This window comes from Methylobacterium fujisawaense, assembly GCF_039619325.1.
Classification (GTDB): Bacteria; Pseudomonadota; Alphaproteobacteria; order Rhizobiales; family Beijerinckiaceae; genus Methylobacterium; species Methylobacterium fujisawaense.
This window is the reverse complement of sequence record NZ_CP155000.1, coordinates 937,498-960,322: the sequence shown is the minus strand read 5'-3', so window position 1 is coordinate 960,322 and position 22,825 is coordinate 937,498. Positions and strand designations below refer to the sequence as shown.

General features: G+C 69.8%; 22 protein-coding genes and 1 tRNA gene. 16 read left to right on the top strand and 7 right to left on the bottom strand.

The features are described 5' to 3' along the window. Positions 1-37: 37 nt before the first annotated feature. Positions 38-772, bottom strand: a complete 735-nt coding sequence (locus tag ABC766_RS04510) for a class I SAM-dependent methyltransferase (RefSeq protein ID WP_345821251.1) — start codon at positions 770-772, stop codon at positions 38-40. A gap of 148 nt (positions 773-920) precedes the next feature. Here ABC766_RS04510 and gloB point away from each other — a divergent pair, with 148 nt between their 5' ends. From gloB to lpdA, 10 genes are all read left to right on the top strand, one after another. Then, positions 921-1,697: a hydroxyacylglutathione hydrolase gene (gene gloB / locus ABC766_RS04505; protein ID WP_043354964.1), complete on the top strand. Its 777-nt coding sequence runs from the start codon at positions 921-923 to the stop codon at positions 1,695-1,697. A 342-nt stretch (positions 1,698-2,039) separates the two neighbouring features. Beyond that, entirely contained in the window at positions 2,040-2,609 is a 570-nt protein-coding gene (locus ABC766_RS04500) for a TetR family transcriptional regulator (RefSeq protein WP_007560094.1), read from the top strand. A gap of 400 nt (positions 2,610-3,009) precedes the next feature. Beyond that, positions 3,010-3,972 carry a malate dehydrogenase gene (mdh, locus tag ABC766_RS04495; RefSeq protein WP_043354955.1) on the top strand — a complete coding sequence of 321 codons (963 nt, stop codon included), beginning with the start codon at positions 3,010-3,012 and terminating at the stop codon, positions 3,970-3,972. Between the two features lie 102 nt (positions 3,973-4,074). Next, entirely contained in the window at positions 4,075-5,271 is a 1,197-nt protein-coding gene (gene sucC, locus ABC766_RS04490) for an ADP-forming succinate--CoA ligase subunit beta (RefSeq protein WP_043354953.1), read from the top strand. Between the two features lie 2 nt (positions 5,272-5,273). After that, positions 5,274-6,158 carry a succinate--CoA ligase subunit alpha gene (sucD, locus tag ABC766_RS04485; RefSeq protein ID WP_043354951.1) on the top strand — a complete coding sequence of 295 codons (885 nt, stop codon included), beginning with the start codon at positions 5,274-5,276 and terminating at the stop codon, positions 6,156-6,158. A 172-nt stretch (positions 6,159-6,330) separates the two neighbouring features. Then, the gene (locus ABC766_RS04480) at positions 6,331-9,330 is read left to right on the top strand and encodes a 2-oxoglutarate dehydrogenase E1 component (RefSeq protein ID WP_043388850.1); all 3,000 of its coding nucleotides are present in this window, start codon (positions 6,331-6,333) and stop codon (positions 9,328-9,330) included. Between the two features lie 10 nt (positions 9,331-9,340). Beyond that, a complete protein-coding gene (locus ABC766_RS04475; RefSeq protein ID WP_043388853.1) occupies positions 9,341-9,640 on the top strand; it encodes a YciI family protein in 300 nt (99 codons plus the stop codon). A 49-nt stretch (positions 9,641-9,689) separates the two neighbouring features. After that, positions 9,690-11,018 carry a 2-oxoglutarate dehydrogenase complex dihydrolipoyllysine-residue succinyltransferase gene (odhB, locus tag ABC766_RS04470; protein WP_345821250.1) on the top strand — a complete coding sequence of 443 codons (1,329 nt, stop codon included), beginning with the start codon at positions 9,690-9,692 and terminating at the stop codon, positions 11,016-11,018. A gap of 7 nt (positions 11,019-11,025) precedes the next feature. Beyond that, on the top strand, positions 11,026-11,781 hold the full coding sequence (locus ABC766_RS04465) for an SDR family oxidoreductase (RefSeq protein ID WP_345821248.1): 756 nt from the start codon (positions 11,026-11,028) through the stop codon (positions 11,779-11,781). Between the two features lie 67 nt (positions 11,782-11,848). Beyond that, positions 11,849-13,252 (top strand): dihydrolipoyl dehydrogenase, encoded by a 1,404-nt coding sequence (gene lpdA / locus ABC766_RS04460; RefSeq protein WP_043756043.1) that lies wholly within the window; start codon positions 11,849-11,851, stop codon positions 13,250-13,252. Between the two features lie 214 nt (positions 13,253-13,466). Here lpdA and ABC766_RS04455 read toward each other — a convergent pair whose 3' ends face one another. Continuing rightward, complete coding sequence (locus tag ABC766_RS04455) at positions 13,467-14,324, bottom strand: response regulator (RefSeq protein WP_043354938.1); 858 nt, start codon at positions 14,322-14,324, stop codon at positions 13,467-13,469. Positions 14,325-14,479: 155 nt separating this feature from the next. Beyond that, entirely contained in the window at positions 14,480-15,448 is a 969-nt protein-coding gene (locus tag ABC766_RS04450) for a tyrosine recombinase XerC (protein WP_345821247.1), read from the bottom strand. Positions 15,449-15,561: 113 nt separating this feature from the next. Between ABC766_RS04450 and ruvC the strand changes: the two genes are divergently transcribed. Further along, complete coding sequence (gene ruvC / locus ABC766_RS04445; protein WP_043388865.1) at positions 15,562-16,185, top strand: crossover junction endodeoxyribonuclease RuvC; 624 nt, start codon at positions 15,562-15,564, stop codon at positions 16,183-16,185. Positions 16,186-16,202: 17 nt separating this feature from the next. Here the strand turns inward: ruvC and ABC766_RS04440 are convergent. After that, positions 16,203-16,286: transfer RNA gene (locus ABC766_RS04440), tRNA-Tyr, on the bottom strand. A 256-nt stretch (positions 16,287-16,542) separates the two neighbouring features. Between ABC766_RS04440 and ABC766_RS04435 the strand changes: the two genes are divergently transcribed. The 4 genes from ABC766_RS04435 to ABC766_RS04420 all read left to right on the top strand — a co-directional run bounded on the left by ABC766_RS04435 (position 16,543) and on the right by ABC766_RS04420 (position 20,121). Beyond that, the gene (locus ABC766_RS04435; RefSeq protein ID WP_345821246.1) at positions 16,543-18,393 is read left to right on the top strand and encodes a DEAD/DEAH box helicase; all 1,851 of its coding nucleotides are present in this window, start codon (positions 16,543-16,545) and stop codon (positions 18,391-18,393) included. 23 nt (positions 18,394-18,416) lie between these two features. After that, complete coding sequence (locus tag ABC766_RS04430) at positions 18,417-18,740, top strand: hypothetical protein (protein ID WP_043388869.1); 324 nt, start codon at positions 18,417-18,419, stop codon at positions 18,738-18,740. 97 nt (positions 18,741-18,837) lie between these two features. Continuing rightward, positions 18,838-19,239, top strand: coding sequence for a DUF3597 domain-containing protein (locus ABC766_RS04425; RefSeq protein ID WP_345821245.1), 402 nt, complete (start codon positions 18,838-18,840; stop codon positions 19,237-19,239). Between the two features lie 210 nt (positions 19,240-19,449). Continuing rightward, the gene (locus ABC766_RS04420; protein ID WP_345821244.1) at positions 19,450-20,121 is read left to right on the top strand and encodes an ankyrin repeat domain-containing protein; all 672 of its coding nucleotides are present in this window, start codon (positions 19,450-19,452) and stop codon (positions 20,119-20,121) included. Positions 20,122-20,268: 147 nt separating this feature from the next. Here ABC766_RS04420 and ABC766_RS04415 read toward each other — a convergent pair whose 3' ends face one another. Both ABC766_RS04415 and ABC766_RS04410 read right to left on the bottom strand, forming a co-directional pair. Then, entirely contained in the window at positions 20,269-21,396 is a 1,128-nt protein-coding gene (locus ABC766_RS04415; RefSeq protein WP_345821243.1) for a polyamine ABC transporter substrate-binding protein, read from the bottom strand. Then, the gene (locus tag ABC766_RS04410; RefSeq protein ID WP_043354990.1) at positions 21,393-21,749 is read right to left on the bottom strand and encodes a RidA family protein; all 357 of its coding nucleotides are present in this window, start codon (positions 21,747-21,749) and stop codon (positions 21,393-21,395) included. Before ABC766_RS04410 ends, ABC766_RS04415 begins: the two co-directional genes overlap by 4 nt. Positions 21,750-21,931: 182 nt before the next feature. Here ABC766_RS04410 and ABC766_RS04405 point away from each other — a divergent pair, with 182 nt between their 5' ends. Further along, on the top strand, positions 21,932-22,195 hold the full coding sequence (locus tag ABC766_RS04405) for a GlsB/YeaQ/YmgE family stress response membrane protein (RefSeq protein ID WP_043354988.1): 264 nt from the start codon (positions 21,932-21,934) through the stop codon (positions 22,193-22,195). A 79-nt stretch (positions 22,196-22,274) separates the two neighbouring features. Here ABC766_RS04405 and ABC766_RS04400 read toward each other — a convergent pair whose 3' ends face one another. Further along, positions 22,275-22,496, bottom strand: coding sequence for a YgaP family membrane protein (locus ABC766_RS04400; RefSeq protein WP_043354986.1), 222 nt, complete (start codon positions 22,494-22,496; stop codon positions 22,275-22,277). Between the last annotated feature and the right edge of the window lie 329 nt (positions 22,497-22,825).

The following is a 22,825-nucleotide window of genomic DNA, read 5'->3' as shown; positions in this document are numbered from 1 at the left end:
ACCATCGACCGCCGTGGATGGGGATCGCGCATCCGGATCAGCCCGGGGAGGGGGCCGGCACCAGCACACGGGCCGGCGCGAGACGGCGGGCGCGCCGCACCTGCTGCACGGCGACGGGCCGGTACAGCTGCTTCGTCGCGTCGACCACGTGCAGGCCCGCGAAGGGCAGGGACAGGCTGGTGCCGAGCCACTCCCAGGCGGGTCCGGTGCGCAGCATCAGGCGCGAGCGTGCCGGCGGCATGTACAGGGTCTCGGCCCAGCTCACCGGCGAGAACAGCGTATCCCGCATCAGCCGTCCGAGCTGCGAGCGGCTGTAGGGCTGGCCGTGACCGAAGGGCGTCGCCTCCCGGCACGCCCAGACGCCCCGGCGGTTGGGCACCACCAGGATCATGCGGCCGCCCGGGGTGAGGGTCCGCCAGACCTCCTGCAGCAGCTCTGTCGGGCTCTCCACCGATTCGAGGGCGTGGACGAGGATGACCCGGTCGATGGCGGCCTCGGGCAGCGGCATCATGGTGGGATCGGCCAAAGCCGCGCAGGAACGCCCGGTGCTCGGCCAGTTCACCACGCCCTGCGTGGCCGGCATGAAGGCGAGCGTGCGCTCGGCGATATAGTGGACCGGCCCGAGATAGGGCGTCGCGTAGCCGATCCCGAGGACGCGCAGCCCCGAGACCGAGCCGAGGAAATCGTGGAGCGCGCGGCCGACCACACGATGCGTCGTGCGGCCCAGAGGGCTGGCGTAGAAGGCCCGCAAGCCGTTGACGTCGAGACGCATGGGAACAGAAGATCGCGATCGGAACGGTCGTTGTACTCAATGGTGAGCCGCGCGCCGCGCGGCAAGCGTCCGAGGAACCCGGCGGGACCATCTCCTGTTCACGGCAACAGATTTCGCGCCCCTTCGCGTTTCTGGGAGACCCCGTCCGATGGCCGCCGAGACCGAGATTCGCACCTTCCTCTGCCGCAGCGACAATATCGGCGTGCTCATCCGCGATCCGGCGACCGGCGCCTGCGCGGCGATCGACGTCCCGGAGGCCGGGCCGGTCCTGAAGGCCCTCGACGAGACCGGCTGGCGGCTGACCGACATCCTCGTCACGCACCGGCACGGCGACCATGTCGAGGGCATCCCGGCGGTGAAGCAGGCGACCGGAGCCCGGGTGGTCGCCCCCGCCAAGGCCGGCGACGCGGTCCCGCAGGTGGACGTGACGGTGCGAGAGGGCGACACCGTCGCGATCGGCCGCCTGGAGGCCCAGGTCTGGGAGACGCCGGGACACTGCGCCGACCACGTGACCTATTGGTTCGCCCAGGCCGGCCTCGTCTGCGCCGGGGACACCCTGTTCACCCTCGGCTGCGGGCGGGTGATGGAGAGCCCGCCCGAGACCCTGTACCGCTCCCTGCGGCGCTTCGACGATCTGCCCGACGCGACGCAGGTGTTCAGCGGCCACGACTACGTACTCTCCAACGCACGCTTCGCCCTGGCTGCCGATCCGGACAATCCGGACCTGAAGGCGCGCTTCGCCGAGGCCGAGCGCGCCAAGGCGGAAGGCCGCTTCCTAATCCCCTCGACCATGGGCGCGGAACGGGCGACCAACCCGTTCCTGCGCAGTGGACAGCCGGCCCTGGCCCGGTCCGTCGACCTACCGCCGGAAAGCGATCCCGAGGCGGTGTTCGTCGCCTTGCGAGCGTGGAAGAACCGCTTTTAACGCAGGTGATAACGAGAAAAATTTGTTGCCTTCTCAAGGCAAACTGACACATAGGGATGTTTAAGCGGTCCTAATCCGCTCAGGTAACCGGGCTCCCGGGGGGAAGCCGTAACGTCAACGCGAAGCGCCGGGACGCTTCAGCCGGTATGATGGGGGTCCGTCTCGCCCTACCACCTGTCCACTTCCCGCCTGCCGCTGCCTTTCCTCAAGCCAGAGTCCGACGGGTCCAAGGAGGAGGCGCTCAGCGCCAAGCCCAAGATTTCCGTCGCCGACGCACTCCGCGAAAATGGTGACGCGGCCAGTCCTGCGCGCCCGCGGGCGCCGGTTGCGGCCGACGTCCGGCTGCTCGGCATCGCCACCGAGCATCTGTCGCGGCTCGGCCCCAAGCGCGTGACGGTCGTGGCCGTTGCCGCCGAGGCCGGCATGACGCACGCCAACGTGTACCGCTACTTCCCGTCGAAGGACGCGCTCCTCGACGCGGTGGCGGGGCGCTGGCTGCGCGAGGTCGAAGCCCGGCTCGCCGGCATCGCCGACGCGCCCGATCCCGCTGACGACAAGATCGAGCGCCTGCTGACAGCCCTCGCGACGGTCCAGCGGGACGCCCTGTTCGACGAACCGAACCTGTTCGCGGTCCATCTCGACGCCACCGTGTCGGCACGGCCGATCGCCCGGCGGCATCGCGTCCGCCTGCGCAGTCTCGTGGAGCGGGTGGTCGAAGAGGGGATCACGTCCGGGATCTTCTCGGCTCGCGATCGGGAGCGGGCGATCGCCTACATCTTCGACGCGAGCTACCGCTTCACGCATCCCCTGGCGATCCAGCACGATGCCGAAGTGCCCCGCGACCTGATCGAGGCCCGTTTCGGAGCCGTCATCCACGCGATCCAGCGGGTGCTCCGCTCCGGCATCCTCTGATCCACCGCTTTCGCGAACGCCGCTCGCCGGGCCCGGACTCCCCTGTCCGGGCCCTTGTCGTTTCCGCGCTGCGGGCCGATCCGAGCGCCGCCCCCAACCGAAATGACAGGTTTCAGAATCTGTCATCGAGACTTCGGAGCGCGTGCGGAGCCGGGTGCACTGCACCTAAAACCTTCGCGACGTTGACGTTTCGGCACACCCCTCGCCTCGTTGAGAGGCCGCCGGATGCCTCGGACGCGCCGGCCGCGCACCCTGCATCGGGTTGAAGCCACGGTGCTTTTCGGCCACACAGCCGCGCAGATTTCAGAGTGACGAATCCGGTCTCGGACCCTGGCGGCCGAGCACGGCCGGCCTCGCGCACCGCATCACCGAAGTCGAACGCAGCGGAGACGAATCCGACATGGCTCGCAACAAGATCGCGCTCATCGGTGCCGGCCAGATCGGCGGCACCCTGGCACTTCTCGCTGGCCTCAAGGATCTCGGGGACGTGGTGCTGTTCGACATCGTCGACGGCGTGCCGCAGGGCAAGGCGCTCGACATCGCCGAGGCCGCCCCGGTGGAGGGCTTCGACGCGACCTACGCGGGCGCGAGCGACTACGCCGCCATCAAGGGGGCCGACGTCGTGATCGTCACCGCCGGCGTGCCGCGCAAGCCCGGCATGAGCCGCGACGACCTGATCGGCATCAATCTCAAGGTGATGCAGGCGGTGGGCGAGGGCATCAAGACCCACGCGCCGGACGCCTTCGTGATCTGCATCACCAACCCGCTCGACGCGATGGTCTGGGCGCTCCAGAAGTTCTCCGGTCTGCCCACCAACAAGATCGTCGGCATGGCCGGCGTTCTCGACTCGGCCCGCTTCCGCCACTTCCTGGCCGAGGAGTTCAAGGTCTCGGTGGAGGACGTCACCGCCTTCGTCCTCGGCGGCCACGGCGACGACATGGTGCCGCTGACCCGCTACTCGACGGTGGCGGGCGTGCCGCTGACCGACCTCGTCAAGCTCGGCTGGACCACCCAGGAGAAGCTCGACGCCATGGTCGAGCGCACCCGCAAGGGCGGCGGCGAGATCGTCAACCTGCTCAAGACCGGCTCGGCCTTCTACGCGCCCGCCGCCTCCGCCATCGCCATGGCCGAGAGCTACCTGCGCGACAAGAAGCGGGTCCTGCCCTGCGCCGCCTATCTCGACGGCCAGTACGGCGTCTCCGGCATGTTCATCGGCGTGCCGATCGTGATCGGCGCGAACGGCGTGGAGCGCGTGCTCGAGGTGACCTTCGACGCGGCCGAGAAGACGATGTTCGACAAGTCGGTCGCCTCGGTGGCGGGCCTGATCGAGGCCTGCAAAGGCGTCGACAGCAACCTCGCCTGACCGGTAAGCGGATACCGGGCTGCGCGCAGCGTTCGGGGATTCGAATCCCAGTCGCTCCGCGCTGTTCGTTGCCACCTATTCGCTCCTCCCTACGAGGCTCCGATGAACATCCACGAATACCAGGCCAAGGCCGTGCTGAAGGAGTTCGGCCTGCCCGTCTCCCGCGGCGTGGCCATCTTCAACCCGTCGGAGGCTGAGGCCGCCGCCAAGGAGCTCGGCGGCCCGGTCTGGGTCGTGAAGAGCCAGATCCACGCGGGCGGCCGCGGCAAGGGCACCTTCAAGGGTGCACCCGAGGGCGCCAAGGGCGGCGTGCGCGTCACCAAGTCGATCGACGAGGTGAAGCAGTATGCGGGCGAGATGCTCGGCCAGACGCTGGTGACGATCCAGACCGGCCCGGCCGGCAAGCAGGTCAATCGCCTTTACATCGAGGAAGGCGCGCAGATCGCCGAGGAATTCTACCTCTCGATGCTGGTGGACCGCGCCACGGGCGGCGTCGCCTTCGTGGTCTCCACCGAGGGCGGGATGGACATCGAGGCGGTGGCCCACGACACGCCCGAGAAGATCCACACGATCGCGGTCGATCCGGCCACGGGCGTCATGCCCCATCACGGCCGCGCCGTCGCCAAGGCGCTCGGGCTGTCCGGCGCCCAGGCCAAGGAAGCCGGCGCGCTCACCGAGAAGCTCTACGCGGCCTTCGTCGCCAAGGACATGAGCCTCCTCGAGATCAACCCGCTGGTGCTCACCGCGGACGGGCATCTCAAGTGCCTCGACGCCAAGATGGCCTTCGATTCGAACGCCCTCTACCGGCACCCGGACATCGTGGCGCTCCGCGACGAGACCGAGGAGGACGCCAAGGAGATCGAGGCGTCCAAGTACGACCTCGCCTACATCGCGCTCGACGGCACGATCGGCTGCATGGTGAACGGCGCCGGCCTCGCCATGGCGACCCTCGACATCATCAAGCTCTACGGCGAGGAGCCGGCGAACTTCCTCGATGTCGGCGGCGGCGCCTCGGAGGAGAAGGTCACGGCGGCGTTCAAGATCATCACCGCCGATCCGAACGTGAAGGGGATCCTCGTCAACATCTTCGGCGGGATCATGAAGTGCGACGTGATCGCCAACGGCGTCATCGCGGCCGTGAAGGCGGTGGGCCTGCAGGTGCCGCTGGTTGTGCGCCTCGAGGGCACGAACGTCGAGGAGGGCAAGGCGATCATCCGGAATTCCGGTCTCAACGTGATCCCGGCGGACGACCTCGACGACGCCGCCCAGAAGATCGTCGCCGCCGTGAAGGGAGCCTGATCATGTCGGTGATGATCGACGCCAACACCAAGGTCATCTGCCAGGGTTTCACCGGCAAGAACGGGACCTTCCACTCCGAGCAGGCCATCGCCTACGGCACCAAGATGGTCGGCGGCACGAGCCCCGGTAAGGGCGGCTCGACGCATCTCGGCCTGCCGGTGTTCGACACGGTGGCCGAGGCCCGCGAAGCCACGGGCGCCGACGCCTCGGTGGTCTACGTGCCCCCGCCCGGCGCCGCCGACGCGATCTGCGAGGCGATCGCCGCCGAGATCCCGCTGATCGTCTGCATAACCGAGGGCATTCCGGTGCTCGATATGGTCAAGGTGAAGCGGGCGCTCACCGGCTCGAAGTCGCGTCTGGTCGGGCCGAACTGCCCGGGCATCGTCACGGCGGGCGAATCGAAGATCGGCATCATGCCGGCCAACATCTTCCGGCAAGGCTCGGTCGGTATCGTCTCGCGCTCCGGCACGCTGACCTACGAGGCGGTGTTCCAGACCTCCAATGCCGGCCTCGGCCAGACCACCGCGGTGGGCATCGGCGGCGACCCGGTGAAGGGCACCGAATTCATCGACGTGCTGGAGCTGTTCCTCGCCGATCCGAAGACCGAGTCGATCGTGATGATCGGCGAGATCGGCGGCTCGGCCGAGGAGGAGGCTGCGCAGTTCCTGAAGGACGAGGCCAAGCGCGGGCGCAAGAAGCCGATGGTCGGCTTCATCGCCGGCCGCACAGCGCCTCCGGGCCGCCGCATGGGCCATGCCGGCGCGATCATCTCGGGCGGCAAGGGCGGCGCCGAGGACAAGATCGCCGCCATGGAGGCCGCGGGCATCCGCGTGTCGCCGTCGCCGGCCCGGCTGGGCTCGACGCTCGTCGAGGTCCTGAAGGGCTGAGGGCAAGCGCGCCTGCGTTGCGGCCATCGCAGGGCCGCAACGCCCATATCGGGCGTGCAGACGATTTCAGCGGGGCGGTCAGCCGCCCCGTTTCGGTTTGAGGGCGATCCGCCGCGCTGACGGGGAGCCCGAAGGGCAGGGGAGCCTGCCCGCGCGACAGGATGGACGCACCATGGCACGCCAGGACGTGAACGAAGCGCTCCTCGAAACCTCGTTCCTCTACGGCGCGAACGCCGCCTACATCGAGGAATTGCAGGCGGCCTACGCCCGCAACCCGTCCTCGGTGGATCCGGAGTGGCAGACCTTCTTCAAGGGGCTCGGCGAGGACGAGACCCTGGTCGAGAAGAACGCCGCCGGCGCCTCTTGGGAGAAGCCCAACTGGCCGGTGCCGCTGAACGGCGAGCTGGTCTCGGCGCTCGACGGCAACTGGGGTGCCCTGGAGAAGGCGGTCGGCGACCGCATCGTCGCCCGGGACGGCAAGGACGCCAAGGACGCGAAGCCCGGCAAGCCGCAGGACAGCGTCACGGCGACCACCGGCGTGTCTGTGGAGCAGGCGACGAAGGATTCGGTGCGGGCGATCATGCTGATCCGCTCCTACCGCATGCGCGGCCACCTACACGCCAAGCTCGACCCGCTCGGGCTCGCCCCCCGCGGTGACCACGAGGAGCTGCACCCGCAGCATTACGGCTTCACCGAGGAATCCGACTGGGACCGCCCGATCTTCCTCGACAACGTGCTCGGCCTCCAGTTCGGCACGATCCGCGAGATCGTCGATATCCTGGAGCGGACCTACTGCCAGACGCTCGGCGTCGAGTTCATGCACATCTCAGACCCCGCCGAGAAGGCGTGGATCCAGGAGCGCATCGAGGGCAAGGACAAGGAGATCTCCTTCACGCCCGAGGGCCGCCGCGCGATCCTCAACAAGCTGATCGAGGCCGAGGGCTTCGAGAAGTTCCTGGACCTGAAGTACACCGGCACGAAGCGCTTCGGCCTCGATGGCGGCGAGTCGATGATCCCGGCGCTGGAGCAGATCATCAAGCGCGGCGGCGCGCTCGGCGTGCGCGAGATCGTTCTGGGCATGGCCCATCGCGGCCGGCTCAACGTGCTCACCAACGTGATGGCGAAGCCCTTCCGGGCGGTGTTCCACGAGTTCAAGGGCGGCTCGGCTTCCCCGGCCGAGGTCGAGGGCTCGGGCGACGTGAAGTACCATCTGGGCGCGTCCTCGGACCGCGCCTTCGACGGCAACAACGTCCACCTGTCGCTCACCGCCAACCCCTCGCATCTCGAGATCGTCGATCCGGTGGTGCTCGGGAAGGTCCGCGCCAAGCAGGACCAGTGGGCCAAACCCAACATCGAGCGCCGCACGGTGCTGCCGCTGCTGATCCACGGCGACGCCGCCTTCGCGGGCCAGGGCGTGGTGGCCGAGTGCTTCGGCCTGTCGGGCCTGAAGGGCCACCGCACCGGCGGCTCGATCCACTTCATCATCAACAACCAGATCGGCTTCACCACCGATCCGCGCTTCTCGCGCTCCTCGCCCTACCCGTCCGACGTCGCCAAGATGGTCGAGGCGCCGATCTTCCACTGCAACGGCGACGATCCGGAGGCCGTCACCTTCGCGGCCAAGGTGGCGGTCGAGTACCGGCAGAAGTTCGGCAAGCCGGTCGTGATCGACATGCTCTGCTACCGCCGCTTCGGCCACAACGAGGGCGATGAGCCGGCCTTCACCCAGCCGAAGATGTACCAGCGGATCCGCAAGCATCCCTCGGTGCTGGAGAATTACGGCCGCAAGCTCGTCGAGAACAGCTCCGTGACCCAGGAGGCGCTCGACGCCCGCAAGGCCGAGTTCCGCGGGATGCTCGACACCGAGCTCGACGTCGCCAACACCTACAAGGCCAACAAGGCCGACTGGCTCGACGGCCGCTGGTCCGGCGTGAAGGCGGTCCACGAGGACGTGGACGATCCGCGCCGGGGCCGCACCGCCGTGCCGGCCGAGACCCTGCAGGAGATCGGGCGCAAGATCACCCAGGCGCCGCCCGGCTTCCACCTGCACCGCACGATCCAGCGGTTCATGGACAACCGCGCCAAGGCGGTGGAGACGGGTGTCGGCATCGACTGGGCGACCGCCGAGGCGCTGGCCTTCGGGGCGACCCTGCTCGACGGCAACCGGGTCCGGCTCTCCGGCCAGGATGTCGAGCGCGGCACCTTCTCGCAGCGCCACGCGGTGGTGATCGATCAGGAGAACGAGCAGCGCTACACGCCGCTCAACGCCATCCGCGAGGGCCAGGCCTCCATCGAGATCATCAACTCGATGCTCTCCGAGGAAGCGGTGCTCGGCTTCGAGTACGGCTACTCCCTGGCCGAGCCGAACGCCCTGGTCCTCTGGGAGGCGCAGTTCGGCGATTTCGCCAACGGCGCCCAGGTGGTGATCGACCAGTTCATCGCGTCCGGCGAGCGCAAGTGGCTGCGCATGTCCGGCCTCGTGCTGCTGCTGCCGCACGGCTACGAGGGGCAGGGGCCGGAGCACTCCTCCGCCCGGCTGGAGCGCTACCTCCAGGCCTGCGCCGAGGACAACATGCAGGTCGCCAACGTCACGACGCCGGCGAACTACTTCCACATCCTGCGCCGGCAGCTGAAGCGCGACTTCCGCAAGCCGCTGGTGCTGATGACGCCGAAGTCGCTGCTGCGCCACAAGCGTGCCGTCTCCAGCCTCGACGCGCTGGCCGAGGGCTCGACCTTCCACCGCGTCCTCTGGGACGACGCGGAGGAGGAAGGCGCGCCGAACAAGCTCGTGCGCGACGACAAGATCCGCCGCGTCGTCCTGTGTTCCGGCAAGGTCTACTACGACCTGCTGGAGGAGCGGGAGAAGCGCGGGCTCAACGACATCTACCTGATGCGCGTCGAGCAGCTCTACCCGTTCCCGCTCAAGGCCCTGGCCAACGAGATGGCCCGCTTCCGCAACGCCGACGTGATCTGGTGCCAGGAGGAGCCCAAGAACATGGGCGCCTGGTCCTTCGTCGAGCCCTACCTCGAGTGGGTGCTCGGCCAGGCCGGCTCCGCGGTGAAGCGCGCCCGGTACGTCGGCCGTCCGGCCTCCGCCTCCACGGCGGTCGGCCAGATGTCGAAGCACCAGGCGCAGCTCCAGGCCTTCCTCAACGAGGCCCTGGCGGTCTGATCATCCGGCCATGGCCTATTTCCTGCTCCGTCTGGAACCGCCCCGCCCGAGCTTCCCGTTCGACGCGACGGAGGCCGAGAAGGCGCTGTTCTCGGCCCATTCGGGCTACTGGATGGAGCAGGCGGCCGCAGGGGCCGCCATCGCGGTCGGGCCCGTCTTCGAGTCCGGCGGCACCTGGGGCCTAGCCCTGGTCGAGGCCGACGACGCGGCCCAGGCCGAGGCGCTCGGTGAAGCAGATCCCGTCCTGATGGCGCAGGCAGGCTTCCGGTACACCGTCTCGCCCGTTCCATCCCTGATCCTGCGGCGCTGACGTCGCGGCCCGACATCCAGAGGAGGCCCCCCGCGGGGCAGAAGAGAGCATGGCAACCGACATCCTCGTCCCGACCCTCGGCGAATCCGTGAGCGAGGCCACGATCGGCCGCTGGTTCAAGAAGCCCGGCGACACGGTCGCGGCCGACGAGCCGATCGTCGAGCTCGAGACCGACAAGGTCACCCTGGAGGTCAACGCCCCGGCGGCCGGCGAGCTCGGCGAGATCCTGGTCAAGGATGGGGAGACCGTGGAGCCCGGCGCCCTGCTCGGCTCGATCGTCGAGGCCGGCGCGGCCGGCAGCAGCAAGAAGGCCGCCCCCAAGGAGGCCCCGAAGGAGGCCGCCGAGATCAAAGCCGAGAGCCGGAGCGAGGCCCCGAAGGCCGCCGCCCCCGCGAAGGCCGAAGCGCCCGCCCAGGAATCCTCTGCCGGCTACGGCAACCACGGCGACGGCGCCGCTCCGGCGGCAGCCCAGCAGCGCCCGGTGGGCGACAACGGCCCGGCGGTGGCGAAGCTCGCCCGGGAATCCGGCGTCGACCCGTCGGCGGTCAGTGGCTCCGGCAAGGACGGCCGCGTCACCAAGGGCGACATGCTCGGCGCCATCGCAAAGGGCCCGTCGGCCGCGCCCGCCAAGGAGGCCCGACCGACCCTGCCGCGCGCGCCTTCGGCGCCGGACGACGCCGCGCGCGAGGAACGCGTGCGGATGACGAAGCTGCGCCAGACCATCGCGCGCCGCCTCAAGGACGCGCAGGACACGGCGGCGATGCTGACGACGTTCAACGACGTCGACATGTCGGCCGTGATGGCGATGCGCAGCCAGTACAAGGATATCTTCGAGAAGAAGCACGGCACGAAGCTCGGCTTCATGGGCTTCTTCACCAAGGCGGTGATCGGCGCCCTCAAGGACGTGCCGGCGGTGAACGCCGAGATCGACGGGCAGGACCTCGTCTACAAGAACTACTACCACATCGGCATCGCGGTCGGGACCGATAAGGGGCTCGTCGTGCCGGTGGTGCGCGACGCCGACGACCTGTCGATCGCCGGCATCGAGAAGAAGATCGCGGGCTTCGGCAAGAAGGCCCGCGACGGCAAGCTCTCCATCGAGGAGATGCAGGGCGGCACCTTCACGATCACCAACGGCGGCATCTACGGCTCGCTGATGTCGACGCCGATCCTCAACGCGCCGCAATCGGGCATCCTCGGCATGCACCGCATCGAGGAGCGCCCGGTGGTCCGGGCCGGCAAGATCGAGGCCCGGCCAATGATGTACCTCGCGCTGTCGTACGATCATCGCATCGTCGACGGTAAGGAGGCCGTGACCTTCCTGGTGCGGGTGAAGGAGGCGCTGGAGGATCCGGCGCGGCTCGTGCTGGACCTCTGAGGTCGTCATGTCGGGCGCTGAGAACAGGGTTGCGATCGTCACCGGCGGCAGCCGCGGCATCGGCCGGGCCGTGTCGCTGCTTCTCGCGGAGCGCGGCTACGCGGTCTGCCTGAGCTACGTGTCGGACGCCGCCGCAGCCAAGACCGTGGTGGACGCGATCACCGCCAAGGGCGGCAAGGCGCTCGCCGTGAAGGGCGATGTCGGCAGCGAGGCCGACGTCATCGCGCTGTTCAGGGCGGCCGACGGGCTCGGGCGCCTCGCGGCTTTGGTCAACAATGCCGGCGTCGTCGACGTGAAGTCCGACGTCGCCGACATGACCGAGGGCCGGCTTCGGCGGATGATGACAACCAACGTGGTCGGCAGCTTCCTGTGCGCCCGCGAGGCGGTCCGGCGGATGTCGACCAAGCGCGGCGGGGCAGGGGGCTCCATCGTCAACCTGTCCTCGGTGGCGGCGCGGCTGGGCGGCCCCGGTCAGTTCGTGGATTACGCCGCCTCGAAGGGGGCCATCGACGCGCTGACGATCGGGCTCGCCCGGGAGGTGGCCGCCGAAGGCATCCGGGTCAACGCGGTGGCGCCCGGCATCATCGCCACCGAGATCCATGCCAGCGGCGGCGAGCCGGACCGGGTGGAGCGCCTCGGCCCGGGCGTCCCGATGAAGCGGGCCGGCACCGCCGAGGAGGTGGCCGCACCGATCGTGTGGCTGCTCTCGGAGGAGGCCTCCTACACCACGGGCGCCATCCTCGACGTCGGCGGCGGCCGCTGAGCCTCAGCCCGACCTGACATTCCCTGCCCGTCTCACACGCGGCACGACCGAGCGGAAGCGAAGCCTCATGTCCTACGATCTCGTCGTCATCGGCACCGGTCCCGGCGGCTACGTGTGCGCCATCCGCGCGGCGCAGCTCGGCCTGCGGACCGCCGTGGTCGAGAAGCGCGCGACCCATGGCGGCACCTGCCTCAATGTCGGCTGCATCCCGTCCAAGGCCCTGCTGCACGCCTCCGAGGCGTTCGAGGAGGCCAACACGCATTTCGCCGATCTCGGCATCGATGTCGGCACGCCGAAGCTCGACCTGAAGAAGATGATGGCCTTCAAGGCCGAGGGCGTGGCGGGCAACACCAAGGGCGTCGAGTTCCTGCTCAAGAAGAACAAGGTCGAGACCTTCCACGGCACCGGCCGGATCGCGGGTGCCGGCCGGGTCGAGGTCGTGTCCGAGGATGGCGGCAACCAGATGCTCGAGACCAAGAGCATCGTCATCGCCACCGGCTCGGACGTGGCACGGCTGCCCGGCGTCACCATCGACGAGAAGGTGGTGGTCTCCTCGACCGGCGCCCTGGAGCTCGACCGGGTGCCGAAGAAGCTCCTGGTCATCGGCGCCGGCGTGATCGGGCTGGAGCTGGGCTCCGTCTGGCGCCGGCTCGGCTCCGAGGTCACCGTGGTCGAGTATCTCGACCGGGTGCTGCCCGGCATGGACGGAGAGGTCGGCAAGCAGTTCCAGCGGATCCTGACCAAGCAGGGCATCGCCTTCAAGCTGTCCACCAAGGTGACCGGCGTCGAGGTCGGCAAGAAGGGCGGCGCGACCGTCACCGTGGAGCCGGCCGCGGGCGGCGCGGCGGAAACGCTCCAGGCGGACGCGGTCCTCGTCTGCATCGGCCGGGTCCCCTACACGGAGGGCCTGGGCCTCGACACGGTGGGCGTCCAGCGGGACGACAAGGGCCGGATCCTCACGGACTCGCACTACGCCACCAACGTCACCGGCATCTACGCCATCGGTGACGTGATTGCCGGCCCGATGCTGGCCCACAAGGCCGAGGACGAGGGCGTCGCGGTGGCCGAGATGCTGGCCGGCCAGTCCGGCCACGTGAACTACGGCGTGATCCCGAACGTGGTCTACACGTTCCCGGAGGTCGCCTCGGTGGGCAAGACCGAGGAGGAGTTGAAGAAGGACGGCGTCGCCTACAACGCCGGCAAGTTCCCCTTCACGGCCAACGGCCGGGCCAAGGCGAACGGCACCACGGACGGCTTCGTGAAGGTGCTGGCCGACGCCCAGACCGACCGGGTGCTGGGCGTGCACATCGTCGGCGCGGATGCCGGCAACCTGATCGCCGAGGCGGCGGTGGCGATGGAGTTCGGTGCCTCCTCGGAGGACATCGCCCGGACCTGCCACGCGCATCCGACGCTGACCGAGGCCGTCAAGGAAGCCGCCCTGGCGGTGAGCAAGCGCGCGATCCACGTCTGAGTGGCGGGCGGACGCACGAGCGTCCATCCGCAGGGGCGCTGGGACAAAAGGCGGCTGACCGAACTGCCCCTTGTCCTGAGTCGCCGGAGCGCAGCGCAGACCATGCGGGAGGGCGCCGGAGACCGTCGCGCTCCCCGAAGCCCTCCTTCGAGGCCCGCTTCGCGGGCACCTCAGAAAGAGGCTGGGAGATCGCGGCCGCCTGCCGGCGGCGGGATCAGGCGATCTTGCGCCGGGAGTTCGGCAGGTCGGCGATCCGCAGGAGGGCACTCGGTGCGGGCGGCGCCGTCAGGGCGTTGAGCAGGTAGGGCCTGCGCAGGCCCAGGGCGTTGTGCAAGGCGAGGTCGATGTCGCGGGCGTAGAACGGCATTCGCAGGACCGCATCGACGCCGAAGTAGCGGCCGGCCTGGGCGACGGGCTCCAGCTCGGACGTCGTCAACAGTGTGATCCGGGTCGGAAGGCTGAGGGGCTGGATCTGGCAGGCCAGTTCGAGTCCGTCGATGCCACCGAGCTTCACGTCGATGAAGGCGAAGTCGTAGGCGGCAAACTTCAGCTGCCTGAGGGCGTGGCGTCCGTCATCCGTCTCGTCGAGGTCGATGGCGAAGCCGCTGCGCGCCACGACGCGGCTGATGGCCGAGCGCCCCGCCGGGGTCGAGCAGGCGAGCAGAGCCCGGGTCGGGGCGCGGCGCCGGGCATCGGCGTGGAGCAGCTGCTCGATATGGCCTGGATCGAGGGGGGTCTTCAGGACCTCGTAAGCCCCGAGGCTGGTGGCGATCTCCTGCCAGTGCGGCAGGACGCGGGTGGCGACCAGAACCAGACAGGGCGGCTCCGCACCCGCGCGACGCGCCACGGCGACGGCTTCGGGCCCGCTCAGGTCGTCAAGCTGAAGCCCGACGAAGGCCAGAGTCGGGCGGTGACGCAGCAGGATGTCGCAGAGCGCCTGACCGGAGGTCGCCTCGTCGATCACGGCGCGTGGATCGAAGCGCAGGACGATCTCTCGCAGGGAGAGGCGCCGGCCCGGATCGCAATCCGCGATCACGACACGTGCCGGCGCCCCTCCGTCCTCAAGCTCCATGACGCCCGCCCAAGCCGATCCGAATGTTGATGCTCATAGTGGCTGAAGATCGTGACGAAGCTCTTAAAAAGTGCGGTTGTGCAATGAGCCGATCGGATGACGCGTCTATAGATGATGTTGAACAGCCCCGAAGTCGAAACTTCCAGCACTCTTGATCAGCGACCCGCCCGGGGATGGGCCGCCGCGTAGGCGCTCATGAGACGGGCGGCATCGACCTGGGTGTAGAGCTGAGTGGTGGACAGGGAGGCGTGGCCGAGGAGTTCCTGGATCGCGCGCAATTCACCCTGGCGGGCCAGCAGATGGGTGGCGAAGGAGTGCCGCAGGGCGTGCGGCGTGGCGCTGTCGGGCAGGCCGAGGGCTCCCCGCGCGCGGGCCACCGTATACTGGATGATCCGCGGCGACAGGGCCCCCCCGCGCGCGCCGACGAAGAGCGGCCCCTCCGGCGGCAGCGGCAGCGGGCAGGCGGCGAGGTAGTCGGCCACGGCCTGCGCCACCACGGGCAGGATCGGCACCATGCGCTGCTTGCCGCCCTTGCCGAGCACGGTGACCTGGTCGACCCCGGGCAGGGGCGCGTCGCGGCGAGTCAGTCCGAGGGCCTCGGAGATGCGCAGGCCTGCGCCGTAGAGCAGCGCCAGCACGGCGGCATCCCGGGCGAGAACCCAGGGCGCGCGTTCCTCGCCGGCGCGAATCGCCGTGTCGGTCAACGCCACGGCGGCGCTGACGGGCAGGGGTCGCGGAAGCCGCCGCGGAACCTTGGGCGAGCGCACGCCGCCCAGGGCCGAGACGGTGCCGAAGCCCTCGCGTTCGAGGAAGCGTGCGAAGGAGCGCAGGCCCGCGAGCATGCGCATCAGCGAGCGCCCGGAGACATCCTCGGCCCGGCGCGCCGCCATGAAGGCGCGGATGTCCCGCACCTTCAAGCCGACGAGCATCGGGATGGTCGGCGTGCTCTGTCGCGACGCGAGGTGGTGGAGAAACTGACGGAGGTCGCGCCCGTAGGCCTCGACGGTGTTGGGCGACATTCGCCGCTCGCGCGCCAGCCCCTCGATCCAGGCCTGGACGGCCGCGCGGAGACGGGCATCGCCCGGAAACAGCAGCCGATCGCCTTCGGTTTCGTGCGCGCTCATGGTGTTACTCCACCGGATCATCCTTGCTGGGAGCTTAAGACCGTACCTTGGTGAAACCGGGCGTTCACGATACGTACGGCAGCCTCGGGCCGTTCACCGAGCCGTGGAGCCCCATGACAACCCCCATCCGCATCCTCGGCATCGATCCCGGCCTGCGCCGCACCGGCTGGGGCCTGATCACCGCGCAGGGCACGAAGCTCACCTACGGCGATTGCGGCGTCGTGACCTCGGACGGCGACCTGCCGCTGGCCCTGCGCCTGCGCGAGCTGTTCGAGGGGATCAGCCGCATCGTCGAGACCGTGCGGCCCGACGAGGTCGCCGTGGAGGAGACCTTCGTCAACAAGGACGCGCAGGCGACGCTCAAGCTGGGTCACGCCCGGGCGATGGCGCTGGTGGTGCCGGCCCTCGCCGGCCTGCCCGTGTTCGAATACGCCGCGAACCTGATCAAGAAGACCGTGGCGGGCTCCGGTCACGCCGAGAAGGTGCAGATCCAGGCGATGGTGCGCTTCCTCCTGCCGAAGGCCGAGTTCCGCGTGGCGGACGCCGCCGACGCGCTGGCCATCGCGATCACCCATGCCAGCCATCGGGACGCCCACGCCCTTCGGCAGGCGCATCTGCCGAAGGGCAAGCGCCGCACGCTCACCGGCCAGGCGGCCGCGGGACAGGGGCTCGAAGGGAAGGGATTCTCCGCCGCCGCAGCCGCGCGCATCGAGGCCGCATTGGCGAAACAGGGCTGACGGGATCGGGAAGGACTTGGTGGGGGAAGTAGGACTCGAACCTACGAAGCTTACGCAGCGGATTTACAGTCCGCCCCCTTTGCCGCTCGGGACATTCCCCCAAGGCAGGTTTCTTACCCGCGGCGCCCTTATGGTGAGGGGGCGGCCGGGTGTCAACGCTTATGGTGAGCTGATCCGCGTTGGCGCGTGCAGCAACCGTGGAGAGCGGTGCGGTTTCGATCGATCGCACCGCGCGAGCGCCTCCCTGTCCGCCCCTCGGGGAGGGGGACGAAAACGCGAACGTTCCGCGACTCCAGGGATTCACAAAGGATTCCGGATCGGCCACGGTGCGCGGATGTCATCCTGCTTCGCCGGCCCTTGACCCGCCCCGCCCCGTCTCTGCGGTCCCACCAGCGCACGCTGATGGCCCTGGTCGCGGCCATGGCGCGCGGCGAGGCGGCCCATGTCCGGAAGATCCTGGCCGCGGTGACGCCGGGCGGCGGCAAGTCGCTGCTGCCGGTGATCGCCGCGCACGGGCTGATCGCCGCCGGGCTCGTCGAACGCGTGGTCTGGGTGGTGCCGCGGGATTCCCTGCGATTGCAGGCGGAGGAGGCTTTCGCCGACCCACTCTGGCGCGCCGCGTTCGGGCACGCCCTCAGCGTGCGGGCGGCGGACAACGAGCGCGACCCGGCGCGGGGTCTGGCCGGCTACGTCACCACCTATCAGGCGGTCGCCGCCGCCCCGGCGCTCCACCTCGCGGAAGCCCGGGCGCACCGGACCCTGCTGGTCGTCGATGAGGTCCATCACCTGCCGGTGCCCGGACGGCCCGGCGCCGATGAGAACGCCGCCGAGGACGCGGAAGCGGGGGCGTGGTCCCGAGCGATGCTGCCCGTCATGGAGGCAGCGGCCATTCGCCTCTATCTGTCCGGGACGCTGGAGCGCGCGGACGGGCGACGCATCCTCGGCCTGCCCTATCAGCCCGCTGCGCCCGGCCGCGGGCCGGATCTCGACCTCGACGCGCCCGGCCTCGCGGTGATCGGCTATTCGCGGGCGCAGGCGCTGGCCGAGCGGGCGGTGCTGCCGGTGACCTTCGGCGCCATCGACGGCGAGGCCAGCTGGCTGGAGGGCGGCCGGATCGCCGGCGACAGTCCGCGGGTCGGCCCGCACCGGCTGGGTGCGGGCTCGGTCCGGATCACCACCCGGCCGGCCCTGTTCACCGCCCTGCGGACCGGCTTCGCCCGCGACCTGCTGAGCGAGGCCTTCTTCGCCACGAAGCGCCTGCGTGCCCGGCGCCGGGCCGAGCGGGATCTCCAGCCCGGCGAGCCGGCCCGGGGGCTCGGCAAGCTCCTCGTGGTGGCGCCCGATCAGGCGAGCGCGCGGGCCTACCTCGCCACCCTGCGGGACTGGATGCCGGCCGGGCAGGGCGAGCGCGACGTCCGGCTCGCGACCTCCGGCCAGGGCGACGCCCACGCGGCGCTCGCCGCGTTCCGGCTCACGCCGGAACCGGCCGTGCTGGTGACGGTGGCCATGGCGTATGAGGGCCTCGACGCCCCCGAGGTCGCGGTGGTCGCAGCGCTGACCCATATCCGCTCGCGGCCCTGGCTGGAGCAAATGCTCGCCCGGGCCACCCGGGTCGATCCGCATGCGGGCCCCTACGACGGGCAGCAGGCCCTGATCTTCCACCCCGACGACCCGCTCTTCGCCCGGTTCCGCCTGGAACTGGAGACCGAGCAGGGCAGCAGCGTGCGGCCGCCCCGCGAGCGGCCGGCGAGCGCCATCGTGCCCGAGCGGACCCGCTGGCGCGACGACGAGCCGGCCGGGATCACGCCCCTGGAGAGCAACGCGATCGGGCTGCGCTACGCCCTGCTGCGCCCCCGCCTGCCCGAGCCTGTCCCCACGACACCCGCGCCCGAACCGCCGTCGATCACCGAGCGGACCCTGCGCCAGCGGCTCGCCGCCGCGGTGGCGGCCCAGGCGGTCGAGGACGAGACGTCCCTGCGGGTGCCCCGCGGCGGCAACCTCGCCCACCGGTACAACGCCGTGCTCAAGCGCGTCCTCGGCAAGGGTCGTGCGACCATGACCCTGCCCGAGCTGGAGGCGGCCTTGTCCTGGCTTGAACGCAACCGCCTCGCCGACCATCTCGACTGCCTCGACGGCGATGCCCGCTACGCGTGGTCCGCCCGCCAGCGCCGCGGCCGCTGGCAGCCGGAGCGCGCCGCCGGTCGCTGAACCGGCGCGGGAGGGAGAGAGCCGTGACCGAGAGCCTGCCCGCCGCCTTCACCGCGACACTCTCGGCGCCCGAGCCGCCGCCCGGCTGGCCCGCACCGCTCGCCGCGCTCTGGTGGCTCGCCCACGATCCGTCCGGACCCGCCTCCGCCGCCTGGGACCGGGCCCACCGCCTCGTTCAGGACGCCGCCGGGCCCGATGCCGCCTGGGTGCACGCCCATCTCCACCGGATCGAGGGCGATGACGGCAATGCGCGCTACTGGTACGGCCGCGCCGGCCAACCGGGCCCGCACGGCACGCTCGCGCAGGAGCGGGCCGCGCTCGTCGGCGCCCTCTTTAAGCCGATCTGATCGCCCGGCCCCCGCCGAGTCTCGGAACGCCCGGCCTCACAGCCAGTTGAATGGCCGCCCGGTGCGGAGATCGGGCCTCGATCATCGGAGCGGATCCATGAGCCTTCTCGGCAGCATCGTCAGCAAAATCCTCCATCCGTTCGGCGGGGGTAGCGCGGACGCGGCCCCCGCCCCCTCCGGCGGCACGACCGGCACGAGCGCCCCGTCCACCCCGTCGGCCCCCGGCACCGCCGGCGGCGAACCCGTGGACGTCGCGGCGGTCCTCACCGGCCTCGCCGAGAAGAACCCGCAGAACCTCGACTGGCGCCACTCGATCGTCGACCTGATGAAGCTGCTGGGCCTCGATTCCGGTCTCGCCTCGCGCAAGCAGCTCGCCGACGAGCTGCACTACACCGGCGACAAGGACGATTCGGCCAGCATGAACATCTGGCTGCACAAGCAGGTCATGCAGAAGCTCGCCGAGAACGGCGGCAAGGTTCCGGACGATCTGAAGCACTAGATCGCCCGTTTCATCTTACCTGAGCATCGCCGCGGGCGGCCTGTGACGGCCGCCCGCGGCACTGTCCCGGACGATGCGGGCGGGAGAGGCGAGGCTGCCGAGCGCCTGCGCTTGTCCCCGGCAGCGGGCCTTGCAGGGGCCCTGTCCTTTCCGATCACATGGACCGCATCACACAGCGCCGAATCACGGGGCGCCGGGGAGCGATCGGTCATGTCCATACCGATGGGGCATCACAGGGACCCGTTCCGAGGGCTGCACCTCGCGCCCATCGCCGCCGCCGTCGCCCGCGGCGATCTCGCCGGCATCGCCGCGCTGGCCCCGGGCGTGAACCTGTCCGACCGCGGCGACCAGAACATGACCCTCCTCGAATGGGCAATCTGGAACGGGCAGCCGCGCGCATTGTCCGCGCTTCTCGAGGCCGGCGCCGACCCGTCCGAACCGGGCCTCGACCAAGAGACCGTCATGCACATGGCGGCGATGGTCGAGGATCCGCACTATCTGGAGATCCTGCTGCGGCACGGCGCGCCGGTCGATCCTGTGAGCGTGCCCCGTCACTGGACGCCCCTGTTCCGTGCAGTCCAGAATCGCCGGGAGGCACAGATTGCGTCGCTGCTGCAGGCCGGCGCGGATCCGAACCGGGTCGATGACACCGGCAATTCCCTGCTCCATCTGGCAGCGCAGGTCGGTGCGGCCAATCCGTGGGTGCTGAGGCTGCTTCAGGCCGGCCTCGACCCGACGCTGCGCAATGCACAGCAGAAGACATTCCAGCCGTATTTCTTCACGACGCCCGATCATCTGCTGAACGATGCCGCGCGGCAGACCCGCTCCGCCGTCCGCACCTGGCTGATCAATCACGACATCCCGCTGGACGAGGCGCGCTGACGGGGCATCCACAGGGTCCGACGCGTCAGCGCGGCCAAGGCATGCCCGGGCCGGCCACGCCCCATCCGTCCGATCCGCCGCGAAGCCCCCGCGGAACATCGCATCGGCGGGGAGCCGACAGGCACACGCCCCCCCGGCTCTCGCCCGTCAGCGCCCGGTGCGGACCCGGGTCCAGAGCCGGGTGACGAAGCGCTGGGTGCGGTCGTCCCAGGCGGTGTTGATCGACAGGCGCTGCATCGTCGCCTCGTCCGGGTAGATGCCGGTATTGTTCAGGATCTCGGGCTTCACGAATTTCTTCGCCGCGAGGTTGCCGCTGGCATAGGACACGAAGTTGGTGTTGGCCGCCGCCACATCGGGCCGCATCATGTAGTCGATGAAGGCCAGGGCCTCGGCCGGGTGGGCGGCATCCTTCGGGATCGCGAAGGTGTCGAACCACATCAGTGCGCCCTCTTTCGGCACCACGTAGGCGATGTCGATCCCGTTCTTGGCCTCCTCGGCCCGGCGCTTGGCCTGCATGATGTCGCCGGAATAGCCCACCGCCAGGCAGATATCGCCGTTGGCCAGCGCCTGGATGTATTCCGACGAGTGGAACTTCCGCACGGCGCCGCGCACCTTGTAGAGGGCGTCGGTCACCAGGGTCAGGTCGTCCCAGCGCTTCGAATCCGCCTTGGCCCCGAAGACCGGGAGCAGGCTGGGGATCAGATCCTCGGGGCTGTCGAGCATCATGATCCCGCACTCCTTCAGCTTGTTCGCCGAAGCGGGATTGAGGACGACGCTCCAAGAGTTCAGCGGCGCATTGGGACCCAGCCGCTCGCGGACGGCGGCGACGTTGTAGCCGATGCCGGTCGTGCCCCACATGTAGTCGACGGCATAGGTGTTGCCGGGGTCGTAGGCCGCCAGCCGGCTGGTGACCTCCGGCCAGAGATTGCCGAGGTTCTTGAGCTTGGACTTGTCCAGCGGCAGGAAGGCGCCGGCCCGGATCAGCCGCTGCAGGTAGGGCCCCGACGGCACGACGATGTCGTAGCCGGACCGGCCGGCGAGCAGCTTGGTCTCCAGGATCTCGTTGTTGTCGTAGGTGTCGTAGACGACCTTGATGCCGGTCTCGCGGGTGAAGGCCTCGAGCACCTTCGGGTCGATGTAATCCGACCAATTGTAGATGTTGACGACCCGCTCCTCGGCGGCCTGGGCGGGCCGCACGAGGGGCAGGGCCGCCAGGACGCCTCCCAGCAGGGCGGCCGCGGCGGCCGCCAGCACCGAGCGACGGCGGCCGCTCATCGGCTCTTCGCGGCCACGATCACGATCTCCACGAGGTACTCGGGCGCCGCGAGCTTGGCCTCGACGGTGGCGCGCGCCGGCGGGTTCTCCGGGGAGACCCAGGCATCCCACGCGGCGTTCATCTCCGCGAAGGTGGCGATGTCGGCGAGGTAGATCGTGGCCGCGAGGATGCGCGCCTTGTCGCTGCCGGCGGCGGCCAGGAGACGGTCGATCTCCGACAGGATCTGCTGGGTCTGGATCGTCACCCCGGTGCCGACCGTGTCGGACGCGACCTGACCGGCGAGATAGACCATGTCGCCGAAGACGACGGCCTGCGACATCCGCTTGCCCGGCTCGATCCGCTGAATGTCCATACCCGCCTCCACAACCTTGAGAACCGGCGTATCTGCCGTCGCACCTACCCGGCCGTAAAGGGCCACACACGCACGCACCGCTGGAACACGCGGAAAATCGTCACCGCGGGGCAGGGTGCGGGCAACCGTCGCGGGTCTCGAAGCGTTCTGCCGCCATCGACAGTCATGCTTTGGGGTTTGTTATGGGTATCCTCTGGACCATCATCATCGGTTTCCTCGCGGGCGTCATCGCCAAGTTTCTCATGCCGGGACCGAATGAGCCGGCGGGCTTCATCCTGACGACGATCCTCGGCATCGTCGGCGCCTTCGTGGCGACGTTCCTCGGCCAGGCCGTGGGCTGGTACGGGCCGAACCAGGGAGCGGGCTTCATCGGCGCCATCGTGGGCGCCGTGGTGGTTCTGTTCATCTACGGCATGATCGCCGGCCGCCGCACCACCACCTACTGATCCTTCCGGCCGACCCGGAAACGATGAGGGGCGCCCCGCGGGGCGCCCCTTTTCTTTGTCGTCCGATCGGCCTGCCCGCTCAGAAATGCTCGGAGGCGGCCTTCACGGCGCAGTGACCGGTCGCGCCACGCACCGCCAGGCCGACGCCGACGACGAGCGCCAGCAGGCTCAGAAGCTTGTTGGGCCGGGGCTGCGCGGCCACGGCCGCGATCCCGAGCCCGAGAGCCACCGAGACAGCGCGCTCGGTGGTGGAGATGTTCGGCTCCCCGCTGAAGATGTCGTGCATCATGTCGTTGGCCATGGACGGATCCCTGTTGTGAAGGTCGCCGGTCGAACGCGGGCGCGCCGGCTGCGTTCCCTTCGCCGTCGGACGGGGCGGCCGCGGATGCCGCCGGACCCGTCGCGCAGGGTGTCGGACGCGGCGGCGATCCTGGTCCTCGCTTACGCTCCCGGTGTTCCAGCGCGGCGCCCTAGCGCTACGCCGGCCCGTGCCCCGCCGAGGCGAGGCTGCGGGTGCTCGACGACGCCGTGGACGCGCCGCCGGGCCGGAGACTCCGCGGGCCGTGCTGCGGCACCTCGCGGAGGCCGCGCATGCGTGTCCTCCGGACTGGGTGATCGCCCTCGCGGATC

Coding starts and splice junctions, on each gene's coding strand:
- ABC766_RS04405 (WP_043354988.1), top strand. CDS start 21,932: ATGGGTATCCTCTGGACCATCATCATCGGTTTCCTCGCGGGCGTCATC.
- mdh (WP_043354955.1), top strand. CDS start 3,010: ATGGCTCGCAACAAGATCGCGCTCATCGGTGCCGGCCAGATCGGCGGC.
- ABC766_RS04455 (WP_043354938.1), bottom strand. CDS start 14,324: ATGGAGCTTGAGGACGGAGGGGCGCCGGCACGTGTCGTGATCGCGGAT.
- ruvC (WP_043388865.1), top strand. CDS start 15,562: ATGACAACCCCCATCCGCATCCTCGGCATCGATCCCGGCCTGCGCCGC.
- sucC (WP_043354953.1), top strand. CDS start 4,075: ATGAACATCCACGAATACCAGGCCAAGGCCGTGCTGAAGGAGTTCGGC.
- ABC766_RS04400 (WP_043354986.1), bottom strand. CDS start 22,496: ATGGCCAACGACATGATGCACGACATCTTCAGCGGGGAGCCGAACATC.
- ABC766_RS04475 (WP_043388853.1), top strand. CDS start 9,341: ATGGCCTATTTCCTGCTCCGTCTGGAACCGCCCCGCCCGAGCTTCCCG.
- ABC766_RS04425 (WP_345821245.1), top strand. CDS start 18,838: ATGAGCCTTCTCGGCAGCATCGTCAGCAAAATCCTCCATCCGTTCGGC.
- ABC766_RS04510 (WP_345821251.1), bottom strand. CDS start 772: ATGCGTCTCGACGTCAACGGCTTGCGGGCCTTCTACGCCAGCCCTCTG.
- sucD (WP_043354951.1), top strand. CDS start 5,274: ATGTCGGTGATGATCGACGCCAACACCAAGGTCATCTGCCAGGGTTTC.
- ABC766_RS04415 (WP_345821243.1), bottom strand. CDS start 21,396: ATGAGCGGCCGCCGTCGCTCGGTGCTGGCGGCCGCCGCGGCCGCCCTG.
- gloB (WP_043354964.1), top strand. CDS start 921: ATGGCCGCCGAGACCGAGATTCGCACCTTCCTCTGCCGCAGCGACAAT.
- odhB (WP_345821250.1), top strand. CDS start 9,690: ATGGCAACCGACATCCTCGTCCCGACCCTCGGCGAATCCGTGAGCGAG.
- ABC766_RS04480 (WP_043388850.1), top strand. CDS start 6,331: ATGGCACGCCAGGACGTGAACGAAGCGCTCCTCGAAACCTCGTTCCTC.
- lpdA (WP_043756043.1), top strand. CDS start 11,849: ATGTCCTACGATCTCGTCGTCATCGGCACCGGTCCCGGCGGCTACGTG.
- ABC766_RS04450 (WP_345821247.1), bottom strand. CDS start 15,448: ATGAGCGCGCACGAAACCGAAGGCGATCGGCTGCTGTTTCCGGGCGAT.
- ABC766_RS04465 (WP_345821248.1), top strand. CDS start 11,026: ATGTCGGGCGCTGAGAACAGGGTTGCGATCGTCACCGGCGGCAGCCGC.
- ABC766_RS04420 (WP_345821244.1), top strand. CDS start 19,450: ATGTCCATACCGATGGGGCATCACAGGGACCCGTTCCGAGGGCTGCAC.
- ABC766_RS04410 (WP_043354990.1), bottom strand. CDS start 21,749: ATGGACATTCAGCGGATCGAGCCGGGCAAGCGGATGTCGCAGGCCGTC.